The 18,479-nt window shown below is 64.4% G+C and carries 17 protein-coding genes; 7 read left to right on the top strand and 10 right to left on the bottom strand.

What is annotated here, in order from left to right:
• Nucleotides 1-16: 16 nt before the first annotated feature.
• Entirely contained in the window at nt 17-1,042 is a 1,026-nt protein-coding gene (locus PC358_RS20110; protein ID WP_033702058.1) for a putative 2-aminoethylphosphonate ABC transporter substrate-binding protein, read from the top strand.
• A 77-nt stretch (nt 1,043-1,119) separates the two neighbouring features.
• Here the strand turns inward: PC358_RS20110 and PC358_RS20105 are convergent, their stop codons facing one another.
• Both PC358_RS20105 and PC358_RS20100 read right to left on the bottom strand, forming a co-directional pair.
• Nucleotides 1,120-2,484 carry a GTPase/DUF3482 domain-containing protein gene (locus PC358_RS20105; protein ID WP_033702057.1) on the bottom strand — a complete coding sequence of 455 codons (1,365 nt, stop codon included), beginning with the start codon at nt 2,482-2,484 and terminating at the stop codon, nt 1,120-1,122.
• The gene (locus PC358_RS20100) at nt 2,477-3,868 is read right to left on the bottom strand and encodes a DUF2868 domain-containing protein (RefSeq protein ID WP_033702056.1); all 1,392 of its coding nucleotides are present in this window, start codon (nt 3,866-3,868) and stop codon (nt 2,477-2,479) included. The genes PC358_RS20105 and PC358_RS20100 overlap by 8 nt, the downstream gene beginning before the upstream one ends.
• A 54-nt stretch (nt 3,869-3,922) precedes the next feature.
• Between PC358_RS20100 and PC358_RS20095 the strand changes: the two genes are divergently transcribed.
• Complete coding sequence (locus PC358_RS20095) at nt 3,923-4,441, top strand: dihydrofolate reductase (RefSeq protein ID WP_033702055.1); 519 nt, start codon at nt 3,923-3,925, stop codon at nt 4,439-4,441.
• A 33-nt stretch (nt 4,442-4,474) separates the two neighbouring features.
• Here PC358_RS20095 and PC358_RS20090 read toward each other — a convergent pair whose 3' ends face one another.
• Nucleotides 4,475-5,866 carry an L-cystine transporter gene (locus PC358_RS20090; protein WP_033702054.1) on the bottom strand — a complete coding sequence of 464 codons (1,392 nt, stop codon included), beginning with the start codon at nt 5,864-5,866 and terminating at the stop codon, nt 4,475-4,477.
• Between the two features lie 240 nt (nt 5,867-6,106).
• Here PC358_RS20090 and PC358_RS20085 point away from each other — a divergent pair, with 240 nt between their 5' ends.
• Nucleotides 6,107-7,162: an HAD family hydrolase gene (locus tag PC358_RS20085; protein ID WP_033702053.1), complete on the top strand. Its 1,056-nt coding sequence runs from the start codon at nt 6,107-6,109 to the stop codon at nt 7,160-7,162.
• An 11-nt stretch (nt 7,163-7,173) separates the two neighbouring features.
• On the opposite strand, the gene PC358_RS20080 is transcribed toward PC358_RS20085, so the two are convergent.
• Nucleotides 7,174-7,842, bottom strand: a complete 669-nt coding sequence (locus PC358_RS20080; protein WP_033702051.1) for an FMN-dependent NADH-azoreductase — start codon at nt 7,840-7,842, stop codon at nt 7,174-7,176.
• A gap of 141 nt (nt 7,843-7,983) precedes the next feature.
• Between PC358_RS20080 and PC358_RS20075 the strand changes: the two genes are divergently transcribed.
• Nucleotides 7,984-8,844, top strand: a complete 861-nt coding sequence (locus PC358_RS20075; protein WP_033702587.1) for a LysR family transcriptional regulator — start codon at nt 7,984-7,986, stop codon at nt 8,842-8,844.
• A gap of 98 nt (nt 8,845-8,942) precedes the next feature.
• Here PC358_RS20075 and ilvD read toward each other — a convergent pair whose 3' ends face one another.
• Nucleotides 8,943-10,784, bottom strand: a complete 1,842-nt coding sequence (gene ilvD, locus PC358_RS20070; RefSeq protein WP_033702050.1) for a dihydroxy-acid dehydratase — start codon at nt 10,782-10,784, stop codon at nt 8,943-8,945.
• A gap of 478 nt (nt 10,785-11,262) precedes the next feature.
• Between ilvD and mgtE the strand changes: the two genes are divergently transcribed.
• Nucleotides 11,263-12,318 carry a magnesium transporter gene (mgtE, locus tag PC358_RS20065; protein WP_033702049.1) on the top strand — a complete coding sequence of 352 codons (1,056 nt, stop codon included), beginning with the start codon at nt 11,263-11,265 and terminating at the stop codon, nt 12,316-12,318.
• Between the two features lie 39 nt (nt 12,319-12,357).
• Here the strand turns inward: mgtE and PC358_RS20060 are convergent, their stop codons facing one another.
• A complete protein-coding gene (locus PC358_RS20060) occupies nt 12,358-13,554 on the bottom strand; it encodes a class I SAM-dependent rRNA methyltransferase (RefSeq protein WP_033702048.1) in 1,197 nt (398 codons plus the stop codon).
• A gap of 191 nt (nt 13,555-13,745) precedes the next feature.
• Here PC358_RS20060 and PC358_RS20055 point away from each other — a divergent pair, with 191 nt between their 5' ends.
• Nucleotides 13,746-14,564 carry an HDOD domain-containing protein gene (locus PC358_RS20055; protein WP_177326480.1) on the top strand — a complete coding sequence of 273 codons (819 nt, stop codon included), beginning with the start codon at nt 13,746-13,748 and terminating at the stop codon, nt 14,562-14,564.
• Between the two features lie 3 nt (nt 14,565-14,567).
• The gene (gene mutM, locus PC358_RS20050; RefSeq protein ID WP_033702045.1) at nt 14,568-15,380 is read left to right on the top strand and encodes a bifunctional DNA-formamidopyrimidine glycosylase/DNA-(apurinic or apyrimidinic site) lyase; all 813 of its coding nucleotides are present in this window, start codon (nt 14,568-14,570) and stop codon (nt 15,378-15,380) included.
• A 32-nt stretch (nt 15,381-15,412) separates the two neighbouring features.
• Here the strand turns inward: mutM and PC358_RS20045 are convergent, their stop codons facing one another.
• From PC358_RS20045 to PC358_RS20030, 4 genes are all read right to left on the bottom strand, one after another.
• Nucleotides 15,413-15,664, bottom strand: a complete 252-nt coding sequence (locus PC358_RS20045; protein ID WP_027592315.1) for a YfhL family 4Fe-4S dicluster ferredoxin — start codon at nt 15,662-15,664, stop codon at nt 15,413-15,415.
• A gap of 109 nt (nt 15,665-15,773) precedes the next feature.
• Nucleotides 15,774-16,253 carry a pantetheine-phosphate adenylyltransferase gene (coaD, locus tag PC358_RS20040; protein WP_016489662.1) on the bottom strand — a complete coding sequence of 160 codons (480 nt, stop codon included), beginning with the start codon at nt 16,251-16,253 and terminating at the stop codon, nt 15,774-15,776.
• Nucleotides 16,254-16,364: 111 nt separating this feature from the next.
• Nucleotides 16,365-17,963, bottom strand: a complete 1,599-nt coding sequence (locus tag PC358_RS20035) for a GMC family oxidoreductase (protein ID WP_033702044.1) — start codon at nt 17,961-17,963, stop codon at nt 16,365-16,367.
• Between the two features lie 20 nt (nt 17,964-17,983).
• The gene (locus tag PC358_RS20030; protein WP_033702042.1) at nt 17,984-18,469 is read right to left on the bottom strand and encodes a hypothetical protein; all 486 of its coding nucleotides are present in this window, start codon (nt 18,467-18,469) and stop codon (nt 17,984-17,986) included.
• Nucleotides 18,470-18,479 lie beyond the last annotated feature (10 nt).

Raw genomic sequence — 18,479 nt, 5'->3', positions numbered from 1 at the left:
TGTAAGGAACCCCACCATGTTCAAGCACCTTGCACTTGCCGCTGCCGTTTCTGCCGTGTTCAGCCTACAGGCTTCGGCCGCCGAGACCCAGCTGACGGTCTATACCGCGCTGGAAGCCGAGCAGCTCAAGACCTACAAGCAGGCCTTCGAAAAGGCCAACCCAGACATCGAGATCAAGTGGGTACGCGACTCCACCGGCATCATCACCGCCAAACTGCTGGCCGAGAAAGACCGCCCGCAGGCCGATGCGGTCTGGGGCTTGGCGGCGTCCAGCCTGGCCATCCTCGACCAGAACGGCATGCTCGACGCCTATGCGCCCAAGGACCTGGGCAAGATTTCGGCGAACTACCGCGACGCCGCCAACCCGCCGGCGTGGGTGGGCATGGACGTCTGGGCCGCGACCATCTGCTTCAACACCATCGAGGCCGAAAAGCAGGGCCTGAGCAAGCCGGTAAGCTGGCAGGACCTGGCCAAGCCTGAATACAAGGGCAAGATCGTCATGCCTAACCCGGCCTCGTCCGGTACCGGCTTCCTGGATGTCAGTGCCTGGCTGCAGACCTTTGGCGAGCCGCAGGGGTGGGCCTATATGGACGCCTTGCACCAGAACATCGGCCAGTACGTTCATTCGGGTTCCAAGCCGTGCAAGTTGGCGGCGGCGGGCGAGTTCCCGATTGGTATCTCGTTCGAATACCCGGCCGTGCAGCTCAAGCGCCAGGGGGCGCCGCTGGACATCGTGCTGCCGAAAGAGGGGCTGGGCTGGGAGATCGAGGCGACGGCAGTGATCAAGGGCACGCCAAAGGCCGATGCGGCCAGGCGGCTGGCTGACTTCTCGGCCAGCCCCGCGGCGATGGAGTTGTACAAGGAGAACTTCGCGGTGCTGGCTGCACCGGGGATTGCCAAGCCGCAGACCGAGTTGCCAGCGGATTACGAGCAGCGTCTGATCAAGAACGACTTTGCCTGGGCTTCGAAGCACCGCGACGAGATTCTTGCCGAGTGGCGCAAGCGCTATGACGGCAAATCGGAGAAGGTGGCGCAGCAGTGAGGGCGTAGGGGCTGGGAGGTGCATGCCTTGAGGCGCTACACCCCTCAAGGTATGCACCTCCCTCCCACTCACAACACTCAAATCTGCAAAACCAACGCCTCCAACTGCTCCTGCCGTTCTGCCTGATTCACCCGTGCCCCTGGGTTCAGCGTCGACCATTGCGGATGCGCCCGCGCCTTGATCAAGGCCTCAGGCAACTTGCCCTCGCGCCAGGCCTTCTCATCCAGTTCGCCCAGGCGAATGCTGTCTTGCGCCGCATGCCCGCGATTGTCCAGGGCCACCATCAACTGCTGCTGGCGCAGCGCCAACAGCCGCAACACCGTATCGTCGACGGTCAGCTCGCGCTGGCCCTTGAGCTTGCCCATCAACCGCGACCCATAATTGCGTGCCGTCTGTAGCGCTCCGCCGGCGATGGCCCCGGCCAGGGCGGCGGCGCCAAGGGTGAGGCCGCCGACCAGCAGGTCGACCCCGGCACCCGCCGCAGCACCCGCCGCAACGCCACTGCCCAGGCGCACACCCAGCAGCTTCAAGGTCTCGGGGTTGAACAGGTCATCGCCCCAGCGCCCGTCCAGCAACGGCAAATCGCTGGCATGGGCGTCCTCACGGCGGAAGGCGTACAGCTTGAGCAGCGCCTCGACACAGCGCTGCTCGCGCTGGCGCACGTCCTGGCGCAGCGCTTCGATGGCCTTGGCTTCGGCAGCAGGCTCGGCCACCACGCTGCGCCGGCAGGCGGCGCAATCGAGCAGCAGCTCGGCGATCAGGCGTTTACCGCTGTGGTGGCGGGCCTGGCGTTGCGCCTGCTGGTCGTCGATCAGCCGTTGCAGGGCAGGGCGAGCGTCTTCCAGCAGCAAGGCCAGGCTTTCGTACAAGCGGCGTTCGCCGTCTTCCGGCGGCGCCACGCTGTCGAACCGCACCAAGGCGTGCAAGCCAAGGCGGGCGAGGGCTTCACGCCATTCGGGCTCGCGGTGCTGGCTGCTGGCTACGAAGTTGAGCACCGGCAGCAGGGGCTTGCCACAGCTGGCCAGCACTTCCAGCTCGTCGCGGTACTTGGCCAGCACCGGTTCGCGGGCATCGATCACATACAGGCCAGCATTGCTGGCCAGCAACTGGCGCAGCACCTTGGCCTCCTGCTCGAAGCGCTGGCGCGCCTCGCTGCCCTGAAGGAAGCGCGCCAGACGGGCCGGGCCGTCCAGGCGCTCGCCCGGGCGCTCCAGCCGCTCAAGGTAGTCGAGCAGGGCAATGGCGTCCTCCAGGCCGGGGGTATCGTACAGCTCCAGCAACGGCTCGCCGTCCACCGACAGGCGCGCCCCTTCCACATGGCGCGTGGTGCTGGGGCGGTGAGACACCTCGCCAAAGCCCACATCGCGGGTCAAGGTGCGCAGCAGTGAGGTCTTGCCAACGTTGGTATGGCCGACCACGGCCAGTTTCAGCGGCTCAGTCATGGCCATGCTCCAGCCAGGTCAGGGGCGAGGTGTCGGCGTGGGGCAGGCCGAGACGGTCCAGGGCTTCGTGCCAGTCGCCCAGGCGCTCGGCATCCAGGGCTTGACCTGGCGCCGCCTGCAGCAACCAGATACGGGTGGCGCCGGCATTGCGTGCCAGTTCGGCGAGCAGCGCCAGGCTGCCGCGGTCGGGGGAGCGGCGCGGGTCGCAGGCGATGGCCAGGCGCGCAGGCGGAAAGCGGCTCAGTTGTTCGAGCAGCTTGTTGCGTGACTCGCGGCTATCGAGCACACCGGCATCGGTCACGTTCCTGGGCAGGGCGGGCGGCCAGGGGCGCTGGTCGTCCAGCTCCAGGCCGACCAGCAGGGCACCGCTGCTGCCGCTTTCCAGTTGGCCGGCAGCGAAGTGGGGCAAGGTTTCGGGCGCGGCATCCTGTACACCGATGCGTTCGCTGCGGGGCATCAGGCTTTCGCGCAGGGCTGCGTAGCCGGGCAGGCTGAGGTCCAGCGCCAGGCGCGCGCGGCCCTGGCGCCAGCGCCACAGGCACAACCCGGCCAACAGCAGGCGCGGCAGCAGGCCATACACCAGCACCACGCCGAGCAGCCAGCTGGCCCACGCCTGGCGCGCCAGGTCCAGGGCCGGCAGCGTGTCGCCGCTGGCGCGGATCAGGGTTTCGTCCGGCACCGCAAAGCCCAGCAGCGAAGGCAGGGCGCCGAGCGCCTGGGTCAGATGGATGAACGGTTCGGCGGCGAGCAGGGTGGTTTCCCAGACAAAGCCATAGCGCCGGGTAGCCAGCAGGACCACGAGCATGCCCAGCGCTGTGCTCATCGCCAGCAGCCACAAGCCGTGCACCAGCACGCCCAGCAGCCAGCGGTTCAGCCGCTGGCGCTGCAGCAGCACCAGCAGCGCCGGCGCAAGGTGCGCGGCCTTGGCATCGCGGGCAAAGCGTTCGCTCAGCCACAGCCACAGGCGGCCCAGGCCTGCGCCGTGTTCGCCGCTCAGGCCCAGGCCGATCGCCCAGCCCAGCAACATCAGCAGGTTCAGCCCAAGCAGGCTGCCCAGCGCCCAGAACACATTCACCGGGCGTTGGCCGTCCCCCAGGGCCGCGAAGGCCAGGCCCGCGCCGCTGAAGGCAGCGACGATCAGCAGGGCCAGCAGTGCCAGGCGTGCGCCCTGTTTCCAGTGCCGCAGGGCAGTCGCCATGCCGTCGCGTTCGGCCAGGAACAGCGCACGGGTCTCGATACGGGCCGCCAGGTCGCCGCCGACTTGGCGGGCGCGGCGGTTGGCCTCCTGGTCTTCCAGGGGGCCGGCGTGTTCCTCGCGCAGGCGCACCGCTTCGGTGAGCCAGCGTTTATCCAGTGGCGTCGGTCCAGTCACAAGGTCTTCCATTGCACAGGTCAGGGCAGAAGCATAACCCACGGCGGGTTTGCTATCCTCGCCAGCATGACTAGCACACTCCCTCTCAGCCTGATCGCGGCCCTCGCCGAGAACCGCGTGATCGGCATCGACAATTCCATGCCCTGGCACCTGCCGGGGGACTTCAAGTACTTCAAGGCCACGACCCTGGGCAAGCCCATCATCATGGGGCGCAAGACCTGGGACTCGCTGGGCCGGCCATTGCCGGGGCGGTTGAATATCGTGGTCAGCCGCCAGCCGGGGCTGCAACTGCCTGGCGCCGAGGTGTTTGCGTCACTGGAAGCTGCGCTGGTGCGGGCTGACCAGTGGGCGCGCGAGCAGGGCGTCGATGAGTTGATGCTGATTGGCGGTGCGCAACTGTATGGGCAGGCGCTGGAGAAGGGGCTGGTGAGCCGCATGTACCTGACCCGTGTGGAGCTATCGCCTGAGGGCGATGCCTGGTTCCCGGCGTTCGACGAGCACCAGTGGCGGCGGGTATCGAGTGAGCCGCAGGCGCCTGAAGGGGCTGGGCCGGCTTACCATTTCGACGTTTGGGAAAGGGTTTGAGAGTGTGGGGCTGCGATGCAGCCCCTAGCCATCTCAGCTATGGCTCAACTCTGCATGCTGATCATCGGCCAGCACACCTTTGTCGGTCTCTTTCAACAGCTGGCTGGTAACCACCCCAGCCGTCATCGAACCATTCACGTTCAGGGCCGTTCGCCCCATATCGATCAGCGGCTCCACCGAAATCAGCAGCGCCACCAACTCGACCGGCAAGCCCATGGCCGGCAGCACGATCAGCGCGGCGAAGGTGGCACCGCCGCCAACCCCGGCAACCCCGGCCGAGCTCAGGGTGACGATGGCGACCAGGGTCGCGATCCACAGCGGGTCAAAGGTGTCGATACCAACCGCCGGGGCAACCATCACCGCCAGCATCGCCGGGTACAGCCCAGCGCAACCGTTCTGGCCAATGGTGGTGCCGAACGAGGCGCTGAAGCTGGCGATCGATTGCGGCACGCCCAGGCGGCGGGTCTGTGCTTCGATATTCAGTGGGATGCTGGCTGCGCTGGAGCGGCTGGTGAAGGCGAACGTCAGCACCGGCCACACTTTGCGGAAGAAGCGCAGCGGGCTTACCCCGGTCGCAGCCAGGATGATGGCATGCACCACGAACATCAGCCCCAGGCCGATGTACGACACCACCACAAAGCTGCCCAACTTGAGGATGTCGTCCAGGTTGGAGCTGGCCACCACCTTGGTCATCAAGGCCAGCACGCCATAGGGGGTAAGCTTCATCACCACGCGTACCAGGCGCATCACCCAGGCCTGCAGGGTGTCGATGGCCGACAGGGCGCGCTCGCCTTTTTCGGCATCGTCCTTGATCAGTTGCAGGGCGGCCAGGCCGACGAATACGGCGAAGATCACCACGCTGATGATCGAAGTCGGCTTGGCCCGCGCCAGGTCGCCCACTGGGTTGCTGGGGATGAACGACAGCAGCAACTGCGGGATATTGAGGTCGGCGACCTTGCCCGCGTAGTCACTGTGGATCGCTTGCAGCCGGGCGCTTTCCTGCACGCCCGCCACCAGGCCGTCGGCAGTGAGGCCGAACAGGTTGGTCAGGACGATGCCGATCAACGCGGCGATGGCCGTGGTCAGCAGCAGGGTACCGATGCTCAGCACGCTGATGCGCCCGAGCGAGGAGGCATTGTGCAGGCGCGCCACCGCGCTGAGGATCGAAGCGAAGATCAGCGGCATGACGATCATCTGCAACAGGCCGACGTAGCCGTTGCCGACCAGGTCGAGCCAGGCGATGGTGGCTTTCAGTACCGGGTGGCCTGCGCCATAGATCGTGTGCAGGACCAAACCGAATACCACGCCCAGCACCAGGCCCAGCAAGACTTTCTTGGCCAGGCTCCATTGGGTATGGCGGGTTTGTGCCAGGCCCAGCAACAGGGCCAGGAACGCCAGCAGGTTGAGTGACAGCGGCAGGTTCATTGAAGCTCCAACAAGAACAGAAGAGGCATCGCCTCTGTGAGCGATTGCGAACGGAAATGCTAACAGCCTGAAAACAAACGAATTTATACCCAAATGGAATTTGCTTAGTCGTTAATGGAATAACGGCGTGTCGCAAAAAGCAATGAACACGACGTTTCAAGCTGCCTGGGCGTCGTTGTCAGGGCTGGCGGGTGCGGGATGTTGGGCTAGCGTTGCCTGGTCATTTCAGGAGATTCGTACATGCAGCTTGCTCCGAAAGCCTTCGCCGTCGGTCTTTCCCTGCTGTTCAGTGTCCAGGCCTGGGCCACCGAACTCAAGCACTGGCCCGCCGAGGCCGGCAAACAGCTCGACAGCATGATCGCCGCCAACGCCAACAAAGGTAACTACGCGGTGTTCGACATGGACAACACCAGCTACCGCTACGACCTTGAAGAGGCGCTGCTGCCGTTCATGGAGAACCAGGGCCTGCTGACTCGCGACAAGCTCGACCCTTCGTTGAAGTTGATCCCGTTCAAGGACACGGCCGAGCACAAGGAAAGCCTGTTCAGTTACTACTACCGCCTGTGCGAAATCGACGACATGGTCTGCTACCCGTGGGTGGCCCAAGTGTTCTCGGGCTTTACCCTGAAAGAGCTGAAGGCCCAGGTCGATGCCTTGATGGCCTCGGGCAAGCCCGTGCCCAGCACCTACTTCGAAGGTGACCAGGTCAAGGCCATCGAGGTGCAGCCGCCCAAGGTCTTCGCCGGCCAGGCCGAGCTGTTCAACAAGCTGATGGAGAATGGCATCGAGGTGTATGTAATTTCTGCCGCCTCCGAAGAACTGGTACGCATGGTCGCGTCCGACCCGAAGTACGGCTACAACGTGAAGCCGCAGAATGTCATTGGTGTCAGCCTGCTGCTCAAAGACCGCGCCAGCGGCCAGCTGACCACGGCGCGCAAGCAGATTGGCGCCGGCCACTATGACCCCAAGGCCAATGAAGGCCTCGAACTGACGCCGTACCTGTGGACACCGGCAACGTGGATGGCAGGCAAGCAGGCGGCGATCCTCACCTACATCGATGAATGGAAGAAACCAGTATTGGTCGGCGGCGACACGCCGACCAGCGATGGTTACATGCAGTTCCACGGCGTGGATGTGGGCAAGGGGGGCATCCACCTGTGGATAAACCGCAAGGCCAAGTACATGGACCAACTCAACGGGATGATCGCCAAGCATGCAGCCGCCCAGGCCAAGGAAGGGCTGCCGGTGACGGCTGACAAGAACTGGGTGATCGTCACGCCGGAGCAGATCCAGTAACGGGGCGCACCTCAGCCGCTGCGGCCGACGATGATGGTGCGGGCCTGTGCCTGATCGATGTTGCGCGCCAGCAAGCTCACTTCTACGAGGGCGCTGGCACGGACGCTGGCGCCCGCAGAGCTTAGCGTTTGTTCGGCCACGATGCTGTGCACCCGGTTGATGCCGACAAAGCGGAACCACGCATCGAGGAAGGGTTTTTCCAGGCCAAACGCCTGGTCGGGCGTTTGCGAGTCGGGGCCATACCCCAGTCCGCGGGTGTAGATGGCCACCGCCCGGCGCCCGCCCAGCATGCCGTTCAAGCCTTGCTCGTCGAAGGTGAACAGAACGCCCTTGTGCGAAATCGCGTCAATCAGGTGCTTGAGCTTGTACGGTATGCCGAAATTCCACAGCGGCACGCTGAACAGCAACGTATCCGCCCGATGGAAGCGTTTGGCGAGCGCTGTGATCTGGGCCCATGCAGCGGTTTGCGCGGGTGAAAGCGGGGCATCGGCAAGCCCTGCGTACTTGGCCGCAAGCAGGTCGCCATCCACCTCGGGCAGCGCGCACTCCCAAGGGTCCAGGCGGTCAACCTCTATGGCTTTGCGCTCTGCCAGCGCCGACAGAAAGACTTCGGCAATCTGAGCGGAAACCGAGCGCTCTCCTCTCGGTGAGGCGCACACATACAAGACACGTTCAACCACGGGTGCTTCTCCTTGGCAGCGTTGATGACATGTTCGCTGGTGCTTGAGTGCACAGGCGGGCTGCGCAAAAGTGTGATTGAGGATGATCCATTATAGAAATGACGTATGCTCGGTTCATTGAGTGAGATAGGTGATCAATCCGTGTTCGATACTGTCCTTCTGCGTAGCCTGCTTGCCGTTGCCGACAGCGGTGGTTTTACCCGTGCTGCCGAACGGCTGCACCTGACGCAATCGGCGATCAGCGCGCACATTCGGCGGCTCGAGAGCGAAGCCGGGCAAAAATTGCTGGAGCGCACCACCCGCTCGGTCAGCCTGACGCCAGCAGGTGCGCGGTTGGCAGGCTATGCCCGCACCATCCTGGCGCTGCATGACGATGCCCGTGCAAGCCTTGGTGTGGGGCGGCGGGTTTCAGGCACGGTGCTTGTGGGCTTGAGCGAGGAGATGGTCAAGGCGCCGGTGATCGACTGCCTGCGCCGATTCTTGGTCGCTCACCCGGATACTGAGCTTGTGCTGAAAGTCGGCCTGACCGGGGAGTTGCTCCCGCTGGTGCAGTCCGGTGGGCTGGATTTTGTCTTGGGTAGCCGCTGCAACGGTGATGAGCCTGGTGAGGTGTTGTGGTCCGAGCCGCTGGTCTGGGCGAGAGGGCCGCTGGCGCTGCTTGCAGATGATGAGTCCACCGCTGTTCCCTTGGCCGTGTTTTCTGACCAGTGCCCTTATCGGGCTGCTGCCATCGAGGCGCTGGCGCGCGCGGGGCGGCAATGGCGTATCGTCTGCCAGAGCCCAAGTGCCGGAGGCTTGATGACAGCCGTGAGCGGCGGTCTTGGGGTAACACCGGTCACTCGCACGGCCGCCCTGGCCGCAGGGCTGCTGGAAGTGCCAACGCTGCCGCCCTTGCCCCATGCGCAGTTTGTGCTGACAGCGGCGGCGAAACCGAAACGCTCGGTTGCCCTGCTGCTGGCGCAGTTGCGCCAATGTGTTGCCAGGGTCGGCGCAGACTTGTAAACAAGGTAGTTGCTCTCGTCGCTCGGCGCTGGCCTTTGATCCTTCAGGCATAAAAAAACCGGCGCACAGGGCGCCGGTTTTTCGAACGCTGAAAAGCCTTACAGCCCGTCGAGCATCGCCTTGTTGCGTACCGCACCCTTGTCGGCACTGGTCGCCAGCAGGGCGTAGGCCTTGAGGGCAGTGGTCACCTTGCGCGGGCGCACTTCAACAGGTTTCCAGCCTTTTTTGTCCTGCTCGACGCGGCGCTCAGCCAGCTCTTCGTCGCTGACCAGCAGGTTGATCGAACGGTTGGGGATGTCGATCAATACCTTGTCGCCGTCGCGCACCAGGCCAATGGCGCCGCCAGCGGCGGCTTCCGGCGAGGCGTGGCCGATCGACAGGCCTGAGGTACCGCCCGAGAAGCGACCGTCTGTGAGCAGGGCGCAGGCCTTGCCCAGGCCTTTGGACTTCAGGTACGACGTCGGGTAGAGCATCTCCTGCATGCCCGGGCCGCCTTTCGGGCCTTCGTAGCGAATGATCACGATATCGCCAGCCTTCACTTCGTCGGCGAGGATGCCGCGCACGGCGCTGTCCTGGCTCTCGAAGATCTTCGCGCTGCCTTCGAACACGTGGATCGACTCGTCGACACCGGCGGTTTTTACCACGCAACCGTCGAGGGCGATGTTGCCGTACAGCACGGCCAGGCCGCCCTCTTGCGAGTAGGCGTGCTCGAAGCTGCGGATGCAGCCGTTTTCACGGTCGTCGTCGAGGGTTTCCCAGCGGGTCGACTGGCTGAACGCGGTCTGGGTCGGGATGCCCGCCGGGCCGGCCTTGAAGAAGGTGTGTACCGCTTCGTCGTCGGTCTGGGTGATGTCCCACTTGGCGATGGCTTCTTCCATGCTGCGGCTGTGCACGGTCGGCAGGTCGGTGTGCAGCAGGCCGCCACGGGCCAGCGAGCCGAGGATGCTGAAGATGCCGCCGGCGCGGTGCACGTCTTCCATGTGGTACTTCTGGATATTCGGCGCCACCTTGCACAGCTGCGGCACCACGCGCGACAGGCGGTCGATGTCACGCAGGTCGAACGCCACCTCGCCTTCCTGGGCCGCGGCCAGCAGGTGCAGGATGGTGTTGGTCGAACCGCCCATGGCGATGTCGAGCATCATGGCGTTTTCGAACGCCTTGAAGTTGGCGATGCTGCGCGGCAGCACCGACGCGTCGTTCTCACCGTAGTAGCGCTTGCACAGCTCGACGATGGTGCGGCCAGCCGTGAGGAACAGCTGCTCGCGGTCGGAGTGGGTGGCCAGGGTCGAACCGTTGCCCGGCAGGGCCAGGCCCAGTGCCTCGGTCAGGCAGTTCATCGAGTTGGCGGTGAACATGCCGGAACACGAACCGCACGTCGGGCAGGCGCTGCGCTCGTATTCGGCGACCTTCTCGTCGGAGGCCGAGGAGTCGGCGGCGATGACCATCGCGTCGACCAGGTCCAGGCCGTGGCTGGCCAGCTTGGTCTTGCCGGCTTCCATTGGGCCGCCGGAGACGAAGATCACCGGGATGTTCAGGCGCAGGGCGGCCATCAGCATGCCGGGGGTGATCTTGTCGCAGTTGGAGATGCAGACGATGGCGTCGGCGCAGTGGGCGTTGACCATGTATTCCACGGCGTCGGCGATGATCTCGCGGCTAGGCAGCGAGTACAGCATGCCGTCGTGGCCCATGGCGATGCCGTCGTCGACCGCGATGGTGTTGAATTCCTTGGCCACGCCACCGGCGCGCTCGATCTCACGGGCAACCAGCTGGCCCAGGTCCTTCAGGTGCACGTGGCCCGGGACGAACTGGGTGAACGAGTTGGCGATGGCAATGATCGGTTTCTTGAAATCTTCGTCCTTCATCCCGGTGGCGCGCCACAGGGCACGAGCGCCGGCCATGTTGCGGCCATGGGTGGAAGTCTTGGAACGATAATCAGGCATGAAGCGCTCCTGGCGGCTTAATCAGGTCACAAAAAGGGGAGTGAGCTTCTCTTGTCCTATGCGCCTTAGGCCGGTTGCCACTGGCACGGATGGGGCCGAAGACACCACGGGATCGCCGCGTGCTCGACCAGAGCTCATAAACCCGCCGGGGATGACTGGCGATGAATAGCCCGATTCTACACCGCTGGCGCGGCGAGGGAATGGCGATGTGTCTGGGCGGTGGCTTTGGCCGAATAGCCGGTAGTTTGTAGGACCCTTCCGAAACGGCGCTTCAAGGGCTGACCTGCCGGCCCAGGCTGACTGTGATCCGCCCGCCGCATGTGCGGCTTCACGAGATACACCCTCAATGGACCTTCCCAGTTTCAGTTCATACCGAACTCGTAAATTGGCACTGAGCGCGTCGTCGCCAGGGCCTGCGAAGGCTTGAGCCCGTGTGGCTGAGGTTTGCAGGTGCCTGCGTCGGCGCCTGGAGAACCTCATGCAACACTCTTCCGATTTCTGCGTTTCCCCCCTCGACCTGCGCCAGGCCGCCCAGGCGCGTCGCGACGACCTGCTGCACCCGCACGGCTACCGCGAAGGCACGGCCGGTTACCTGATGACCAGCGAATACTCGTGCCTCGATGCCGGCCTCACTGCCAGCCAGGCCATCGACATGCTGCGCCGCGAGGCCGCCGATGCCGAAACGATCTATCAGTCCTATGTCCTCGATGAGCAGCGCAACCTGCGCGGTACCTTGTCCTTGCGCGAGTTGATCCTGGCCGCCCCCGAGCAGCCGATCGAGCAGATCATGGTGCACAAGGTCATCTGCGTGTGTACCGCGACCCGCCAGGAAGAGGTGGCCCGCCTGATACGCCAGCACGACCTGCTGGCCGTGCCGGTGCTGGACGAGGGCGGGCGTCTGGTGGGGCTGGTGACGTGCGACGATGCGCTCGACGTGGTGGTCGATGAGGCCACCGAGGACTTCCACAAGGGCGCATCCATCACCAACCACGTGGGCAACCTGCGGGATGCCACGGTCAGCCTGTTGTACCGCAAGCGGGTGTTGTGGCTGGTGCTGCTGGTGTTCGGCAACCTGTTTTCGGGGGCGGGCATCGCCGCGTTCGAAGAGACCATTGCCGCGCATATCGTGCTGGTGTTCTTCCTGCCGCTGTTGGTGGACAGCGGTGGCAATGCCGGGGCGCAGTCGGCGACCTTGATGGTGCGGGGCCTGGCGACGGGCGAGGTGGTGATGCGTGACTGGCTGCGGATGCTGGGGCGCGAGTGCGGTGTGGCGTTGGCGCTGGGGGCCACCATGGCGGTGGCGGTGGCATCGCTGGGTGCGTTGCGCGGTGGGGTGGACGTGGCCATCATCGTTGCCAGCAGCATGCTGGTGATCGTGTTGCTGGGTAGCCTGATCGGCATGAGCCTGCCGTTCATGTTCACCAAGCTCAAGCTCGACCCGGCGACTGCCAGCGGGCCGTTGGTGACGTCGATTGCCGATGCGGCGGGGGTGCTGGTGTATTTCGGGATTGCTTCGTACGTGCTGGGGATCTGATGTGCCTTTGGGGCCGCAAGGCGGCCCCAGGGCAGTGCATCAGCTGTTTGGCAGCAACCGGCAGGTAATGCTCTTGATGTAGCGGGTTTCGGCAATGGCCGGGTGCACCGGGTGGTCCGGGCCTTGGCCGCCGCGCTCGAGCAGTTGCAGATTGCGATCCAGGTGACGGGCGCTGGTCAGCAGGATGTTGTTCAGGTCATCTTCGGGCAGGTGCATGGAGCACGAGGCGCTGACCAGGATGCCGTCCTTGTTGAGCATGCGCATGGCCTGTTCGTTGAGGCGGCGGTAGGCCGCTTCGCCGTTTTTCAGGTCTTTCTTGCGCTTGATGAACGCGGGTGGGTCGGCAATGATCACGTCGAAGCGCTCTTCGGCGGCCTTCAGCTCGCGCAGGGCCTCGAACACGTCACCTTCGATGCAGGTCAGTTTCTCGCTGATGCCGTTGAGTGCGGCGTTGCGCTCGACGCCGTCCAGGGCGAAGCCCGAGGCATCCACACAGAACACTTCGCTGGCACCAAATGCGCCGGCCTGCACGCCCCAGCCACCGATGTAGCTGAACAGGTCGAGCACGCGTTTGCCTTTGACGTAGGGGGCCAGGCGCGCGCGGTTCATGCGGTGGTCATAGAACCAGCCGGTCTTTTGCCCTTCACGTACCGGGGCCTCGAATTGCACGCCGTTCTCTTCCAGTGCAACCCAGTCCGGCACTTCGCCGTAAACGGTTTCGACGTAGCGCTGCAGGCCTTCGGCATCACGCGCGGCGGAATCGTTCTTGAACAGAATGCCGCTTGGCTTGAGCACCTGGATCAGGGCGGCGATCACGTCGTCCTTGTGCAGCTCCATGGTGGCCGAGGCCAGCTGAACCACGAGGATGTCGAAGAAACGGTCGACCACCAGGCCTGGGAGCAGGTCGGAGTCGCCGTAGACCAGGCGGTAGCACGGCTTGTCGAACAGGCGCTCACGCAGCGACAGGGCGACATTGAGGCGGTGCACCAGCAGCGACTTGTCCAGTGGCAGCTTGACGTCGCGCGACAGCAGGCGCGCGCAGATCAGGTTGTTCGGGCTCAGCGCCACGATGCCCAGCGGCTTGCCGTTGGCGGCCTCGAGGACCGCCTGCTGGCCGGCCTGCAAGCCTTGCAGCGGGGTCGCGGCGACGTCGACTTCATTGCTGTAGACCCACAGGTGGCCAGCGCGCAGGCGGCGGTCGGCATTGGCTTTGAGGCGAAGGCTGGGCAGGGACATGACGTCGCTCCGGGAAAAAAGAGCGGGAGTATACCGTGTTGGCCCTTGCTGCGGTGCTGGGCGCGACAAAGTGCTGGCCAGCCGTAAAGCCAGACGATCCGGTGTTAGAATTCGCCGTCCTCAACGAGTGTGTACGCATGTCCCAAGAACTCAGCGCCGAACAGATCCAGCAAGCCTTGCAAGGCATTACCATCCCGCCGCAACCGCAGATCATGGTTGACCTGCAGTTCGAGCAGTACATGCCTGACCCAGATCTGGAAACCATCGCCAAGCTGATTTCCCAGGACCCGGGCTTGTCCGGCGCCTTGCTCAAGCTGGTCAACTCCCCGCATTTCGGCCTCTCCAACAAAATTGGCTCGATCCAGCGTGCGGTGAACCTGCTGGGCAGCCGTTCGATCATCAACTTGATCAACGCCCAGTCGATCAAAGGCGAAATGAGCGACGAAACCATCGTCACCCTGAACCGCTTCTGGGACACCGCGCAGGATGTGGCAATGACCTGCCTGACCCTGGCCAAGCGCACCGGCATGCAGTCGGCGGACGAGGCCTACACCCTTGGGCTGTTCCATGATTGCGGCGTGCCGCTGATGCTCAAGCGCTTCCCCAACTACATGGAGGTGCTGGAAGAGGCCTACGCCAAGGCCGACGGCGAAACCCGTGTGGTCGATACGGAAAACCGTGCGTTCAATACCAACCACTCGGTAGTGGGGTATTTCACCGCCAAGTCCTGGCGTCTGCCCGAGCACCTCACTGCGGCCATCGCCAACCACCACAATGCCTTGGCGGTGTTCCGCGACGAGTCTTCGCGCAATACCCAGAGCCAGCTGAAAAACCTGCTGGCGGTGCTGAAGATGGCCGAGCACATCTGCGCGTCCTACCGCGTGCTGGGCAGCCAGAGCGTTGACCACGAGTGGGAGGTGGTGGGGCCGCTGGTGCTCGACTACATTGGCTTGTCGGACTACGACTTCGAAAACCTCAAGCAGAATATCCGAGAGCTGGGCGGGCACTGACACATGCCGGAACTACCCGAAGTAGAAACCACCCGGCGCGGCATCGCGCCCCACCTGGAAGGCCAGCGGGTCAGCCGCGTGGTGGTGCGTGACCGGCGCCTGCGCTGGCCGATCCCCGAAGACCTGGATGTGCGCCTGTCGGGGCAGCGTATCGTCAGCGTCGAGCGGCGCGCCAAGTACCTGTTGATCAATGCCGAGGTCGGCACCTTGATCAGCCATTTGGGCATGTCGGGTAATTTGCGCCTGGTCGAGCTGGGCTTGCCGGCGGCCAAGCACGAGCATGTCGACATCGAGCTGGAGTCGGGGCTGATGCTGCGCTACACCGACCCGCGCCGTTTCGGCGCCATGCTCTGGAGCCTCGACCCGCTCAACCACGAGCTGCTGCTGCGTCTGGGGCCAGAGCCGCTGACCGACCTGTTCGACGGTGAACGCCTGTTCCAGCTGTCGCGCGGGCGCTCGATGGCGGTCAAGCCGTTCATCATGGACAACGCGATCGTGGTCGGTGTGGGCAACATCTACGCCACCGAAGCGTTGTTTGCCGCAGGCATCGACCCACGCCGGGAGGCAGGCGGTATATCGCGGGCGCGGTATTTGAAGCTGGCCATCGAGATCAAGCGGGTGCTGGCGGCGGCCATCGAGCAAGGCGGCACGACCTTGCGCGACTTCATTGGCGGGGATGGGCAGCCGGGGTACTTCCAGCAGGAGCTGTACGTCTACGGGCGGGGTGGCATGCCGTGCAAGCTGTGTGGCACGACCTTGCGCGAGGTGAAGCTTGGGCAACGGGCCAGTGTGTTCTGCCCGCGCTGCCAGCGCTGAATCGGGGCCGCTTGGCGGCCCATTCGCAGGGCTCAGGCCTTGCCAGTGATCAGACGATACTTGGCCATCAGTTGCTCTTCGGTCTCCGGGTGCGCTTCATCCAGCGGGATGCAGTCGACCGGGCAGACCTGCTGGCACTGCGGCTCGTCGTAGTGGCCCACGCACTGAGTGCACAGGTTAGGGTCGATCACGTAGATCTCTTCGCCTTGGGAGATGGCCTCGTTCGGGCACTCGGGTTCGCAGACGTCGCAGTTGATGCAATCGTCGGTGATGATCAGGGACATGGGGACTCCGGCCGGGGCTCACCGCCCGGGCATGTTCAACGCAATGGGCACAATTGTGCCGCATTCGCGCCCGCAGTGCACGCGGGCGCGATATTCAGGCGATCAGGCGTTACTTCTTGAAGCGTTCGGTCAGCGCCTCTGCCACCACGGGGTGGACGAACTTGCTGATATCGCCGCCCAATGCCGCGATTTCCCTGACCAACGTCGAGGAAATAAACGAATAGCGCTCCGAAGGCGTCAGGAACAGGCTCTCGACATCGGGGGCCAGTTGCCGGTTCATGTTCGCCAGCTGGAACTCGTACTCGAAGTCGGACACCGCACGCAGGCCACGCAGGAAGACGTTGGCGCCCTGTTCCTTGGCGAAATGCGCCAACAGGGAAGAGAAGCCGATGACTTCGACATTGGGCAGGTGCTTGGTGACCTCACGGGCCAGCGCCACCCGTTGTTCCAGCGGGAACAGGGGGTTTTTCTTGGGGCTGGCCGCCACCGCGATAATCACATGGTCGAACAGCCGCGAGGCGCGCTCGACCAGATCGCCATGGCCCTTGGTAATGGGGTCGAAAGTACCCGGGTACAACACTCGGTTCATCGCGTCATCCTGGCTGGAGTGCGTTGGGGAGTCGGATGGTAGCGCAGCGATTGCGCCCGGCCAAGTCATGCGGCCGGCTGATGGCACTATAGACAGTGGGTGCATTTGTTGTCATGCGTTGTGTGCCAGGCGGGTGATCAGGGCATCGGTGAGCTTTGCGCTGAGGGCGTAAACCGATAATTGCGGGTTGGCGCCGATGCTGGTGGGGAAAAGCGAGCCGTCGTGAATCGAGAGGTTTTCCAGTTGGTGGTGCTGGCCCAAGCTGTTGCACACCGCCTGGCGCGGGTCTTCACCGAGGGCGCAGCCGCCCATCACATGGGCGCTGCCCAGGCGTGTGCGGTACGGCGCCAGTGACAGCTCGTCGATCATCGTCAGGGCTTCACTCAGGCTGCTGGCGTAGCGGGCATCGCCGTGCACCGGCAGTACCCGCGTGGCACCGGCGGCAAACTGGATGTGCGCCATGCTGCGGTAGGCGCGACGCAAACCGTCGCGCAGGTAATCGTTGACCGGGTAATCCAGCACCGGTGAGCCATCGCCGCGCAGCTCGACGGCGCCTCCCTGGCTTTGGGGGTGGAAGCCATCGCGCAGCAACGCCAGCATCACGTGGGTGTGCGGCAGCTCGGCCATGCGCTGGGCATTGTCGTTGCCATGCCCGCCCAGCAGGGTGCTGGCCAGGGCAGGGTGCAGAGGCGGCACTTCGAGTTTGTAGCCGATCGGGCCGTCGCTGCCGCCCACCCATTGAAAATGGTCGCTGTAGATCGATTGCGGGGCGCCGTAATAGGGGTCGATGCGTGCGTTGAAACGTGCCGCGCTGAAGTTGACCAGGTGCAGGAAAGTGCGTTTGCCCAGGCGCGCGTGCGGGTCGGGAGCGTTGGAGCGCAGCAACAGCGCCGGGCTGTTGATACCGCCTCCCGCCAAAATGTAGTGCCGGGCGCGCACGCTGATCTGCTTGCCGGTGGTGTTTATCCCGTTGGCGTCCAGGGCGCTGCACTGCAACCCGGCGATGCGTTCGCCGTCGTGCTCGAAGCGCTCTGCCCGGGCCAGGTACAGCAGCTCGCCACCGTGGTCGAGGGTGGCCGGTATGCTGGTCACCAGCATCGACTGCTTGGCATTGACCGGGCAGCCCATGCCGCAATAGCCAAGATTCCAGCAACCGCGCACATTGCGCGGTATCACCGCCCAACGATAGCCGAGCTGTTCGCAGCCACGGCGCAGCACTTCGTTGTTGGCATTTGGCGGCAAGGCCCAGGGGCTGATGCCCAGCTGCTGTTCGATACGTTCGAACCAGGGGGCTAATGCTTCGTTGCTCAAACCGCTGACCTGGTGCTCCTGGGCCCAATGGGCCAGGGTCTGTGGCGGTGTGCGAAAGCTCGAAGTCCAGTTGACCAGCGTGGTGCCGCCCACGGCGCGGCCCTGCAGAATGGTGATGGTGCCATCCTTGCTCATCCGCCCCAAGCCCTCCTGATATAGGCTCGCGTAAGCTTCGCTCTCCAGCAGGTGGAAGTCGCTGCTGGTCTTCAGTGGGCCTTCTTCGATCAGCAATACCTTGAACCCGGCGGCGCTGAGCAACTGCGCACTGGTGGCGCCGCCCGCGCCGCTGCCGATCACGGCGATGTCCGCTTGCAGGGTCAGATCATTCGCCAGGCGCGAGCCGTCGTGGGTGATCCAGCCGCGTTCGAGGCCTTGGCGAAACGGGTCGATTACAGGCATTGGCGGTGCTCTTGTTGTGGTCAGATCTTCGGTGGCCCTGGGTAGCCGCAGGCCGCCCAGGCTTCCGGGCGTTCGTACCAGGCCATCAGCAGCAGTTGCAGCAGCGACGCATGGCCCATGCGCAGCAGGTTCAGCGAGCTGCCCTGCCAGCGTTGCAGAAACGCGTTGATCTGCTCGGCGCTGGCTTGCTGCCAGGCGCCCCAGATACCGGTCAGGGGGCCACGGGTCAGCGGCAGGCTGAGCACGTCGAACAATTGCCAGGTGAGCTTGAGCATCTCTGGCGACAGCGCCGCCAGTTTGTGATCAAGGCTGTGCAGCACCAGCCCATCGACGGCCTGGGTGCCGGCAAGCACCACCGGGATCAGCGCGCTCAGCAGGGGCAGGTCGTCGTCGCGCAGTGCCCGATAGCCGGTTGCGGGCGACTGCGCCGTGCAGCCGACCAGGCTGGTGGTGGCGAGGAAGGCACTGGCTCCCAGGCTGAAACGGAGCAGGTCGCGGCGCTGCATGGGCCAGGGC

It is taken from the genome of Pseudomonas capeferrum, assembly GCF_000731675.1.
In the GTDB taxonomy this organism is placed as follows: Bacteria; Pseudomonadota; Gammaproteobacteria; order Pseudomonadales; family Pseudomonadaceae; genus Aquipseudomonas; species Aquipseudomonas capeferrum.
The sequence above is the reverse complement of the archived record's forward strand: the minus strand, read 5'-3'. Positions and strand labels throughout refer to the sequence as shown.

What these genes read in the sequence shown, in the direction of transcription:
- PC358_RS20095 (WP_033702055.1), top strand. Translation starts at nt 3,923, where the DNA reads ATGACTAGCACACTCCCTCTCAGCCTGATCGCGGCCCTCGCCGAGAAC.
- PC358_RS20030 (WP_033702042.1), bottom strand. Translation starts at nt 18,469, where the DNA reads ATGCAGCGCCGCGACCTGCTCCGTTTCAGCCTGGGAGCCAGTGCCTTC.
- coaD (WP_016489662.1), bottom strand. Translation starts at nt 16,253, where the DNA reads ATGAACCGAGTGTTGTACCCGGGTACTTTCGACCCCATTACCAAGGGC.
- ilvD (WP_033702050.1), bottom strand. Translation starts at nt 10,784, where the DNA reads ATGCCTGATTATCGTTCCAAGACTTCCACCCATGGCCGCAACATGGCC.
- PC358_RS20110 (WP_033702058.1), top strand. Translation starts at nt 17, where the DNA reads ATGTTCAAGCACCTTGCACTTGCCGCTGCCGTTTCTGCCGTGTTCAGC.
- PC358_RS20045 (WP_027592315.1), bottom strand. Translation starts at nt 15,664, where the DNA reads ATGTCCCTGATCATCACCGACGATTGCATCAACTGCGACGTCTGCGAA.
- PC358_RS20105 (WP_033702057.1), bottom strand. Translation starts at nt 2,484, where the DNA reads ATGACTGAGCCGCTGAAACTGGCCGTGGTCGGCCATACCAACGTTGGC.
- PC358_RS20085 (WP_033702053.1), top strand. Translation starts at nt 6,107, where the DNA reads ATGCAGCTTGCTCCGAAAGCCTTCGCCGTCGGTCTTTCCCTGCTGTTC.
- PC358_RS20090 (WP_033702054.1), bottom strand. Translation starts at nt 5,866, where the DNA reads ATGAACCTGCCGCTGTCACTCAACCTGCTGGCGTTCCTGGCCCTGTTG.
- PC358_RS20035 (WP_033702044.1), bottom strand. Translation starts at nt 17,963, where the DNA reads ATGCCTGTAATCGACCCGTTTCGCCAAGGCCTCGAACGCGGCTGGATC.
- mgtE (WP_033702049.1), top strand. Translation starts at nt 11,263, where the DNA reads ATGCAACACTCTTCCGATTTCTGCGTTTCCCCCCTCGACCTGCGCCAG.
- PC358_RS20060 (WP_033702048.1), bottom strand. Translation starts at nt 13,554, where the DNA reads ATGTCCCTGCCCAGCCTTCGCCTCAAAGCCAATGCCGACCGCCGCCTG.
- mutM (WP_033702045.1), top strand. Translation starts at nt 14,568, where the DNA reads ATGCCGGAACTACCCGAAGTAGAAACCACCCGGCGCGGCATCGCGCCC.
- PC358_RS20100 (WP_033702056.1), bottom strand. Translation starts at nt 3,868, where the DNA reads ATGGAAGACCTTGTGACTGGACCGACGCCACTGGATAAACGCTGGCTC.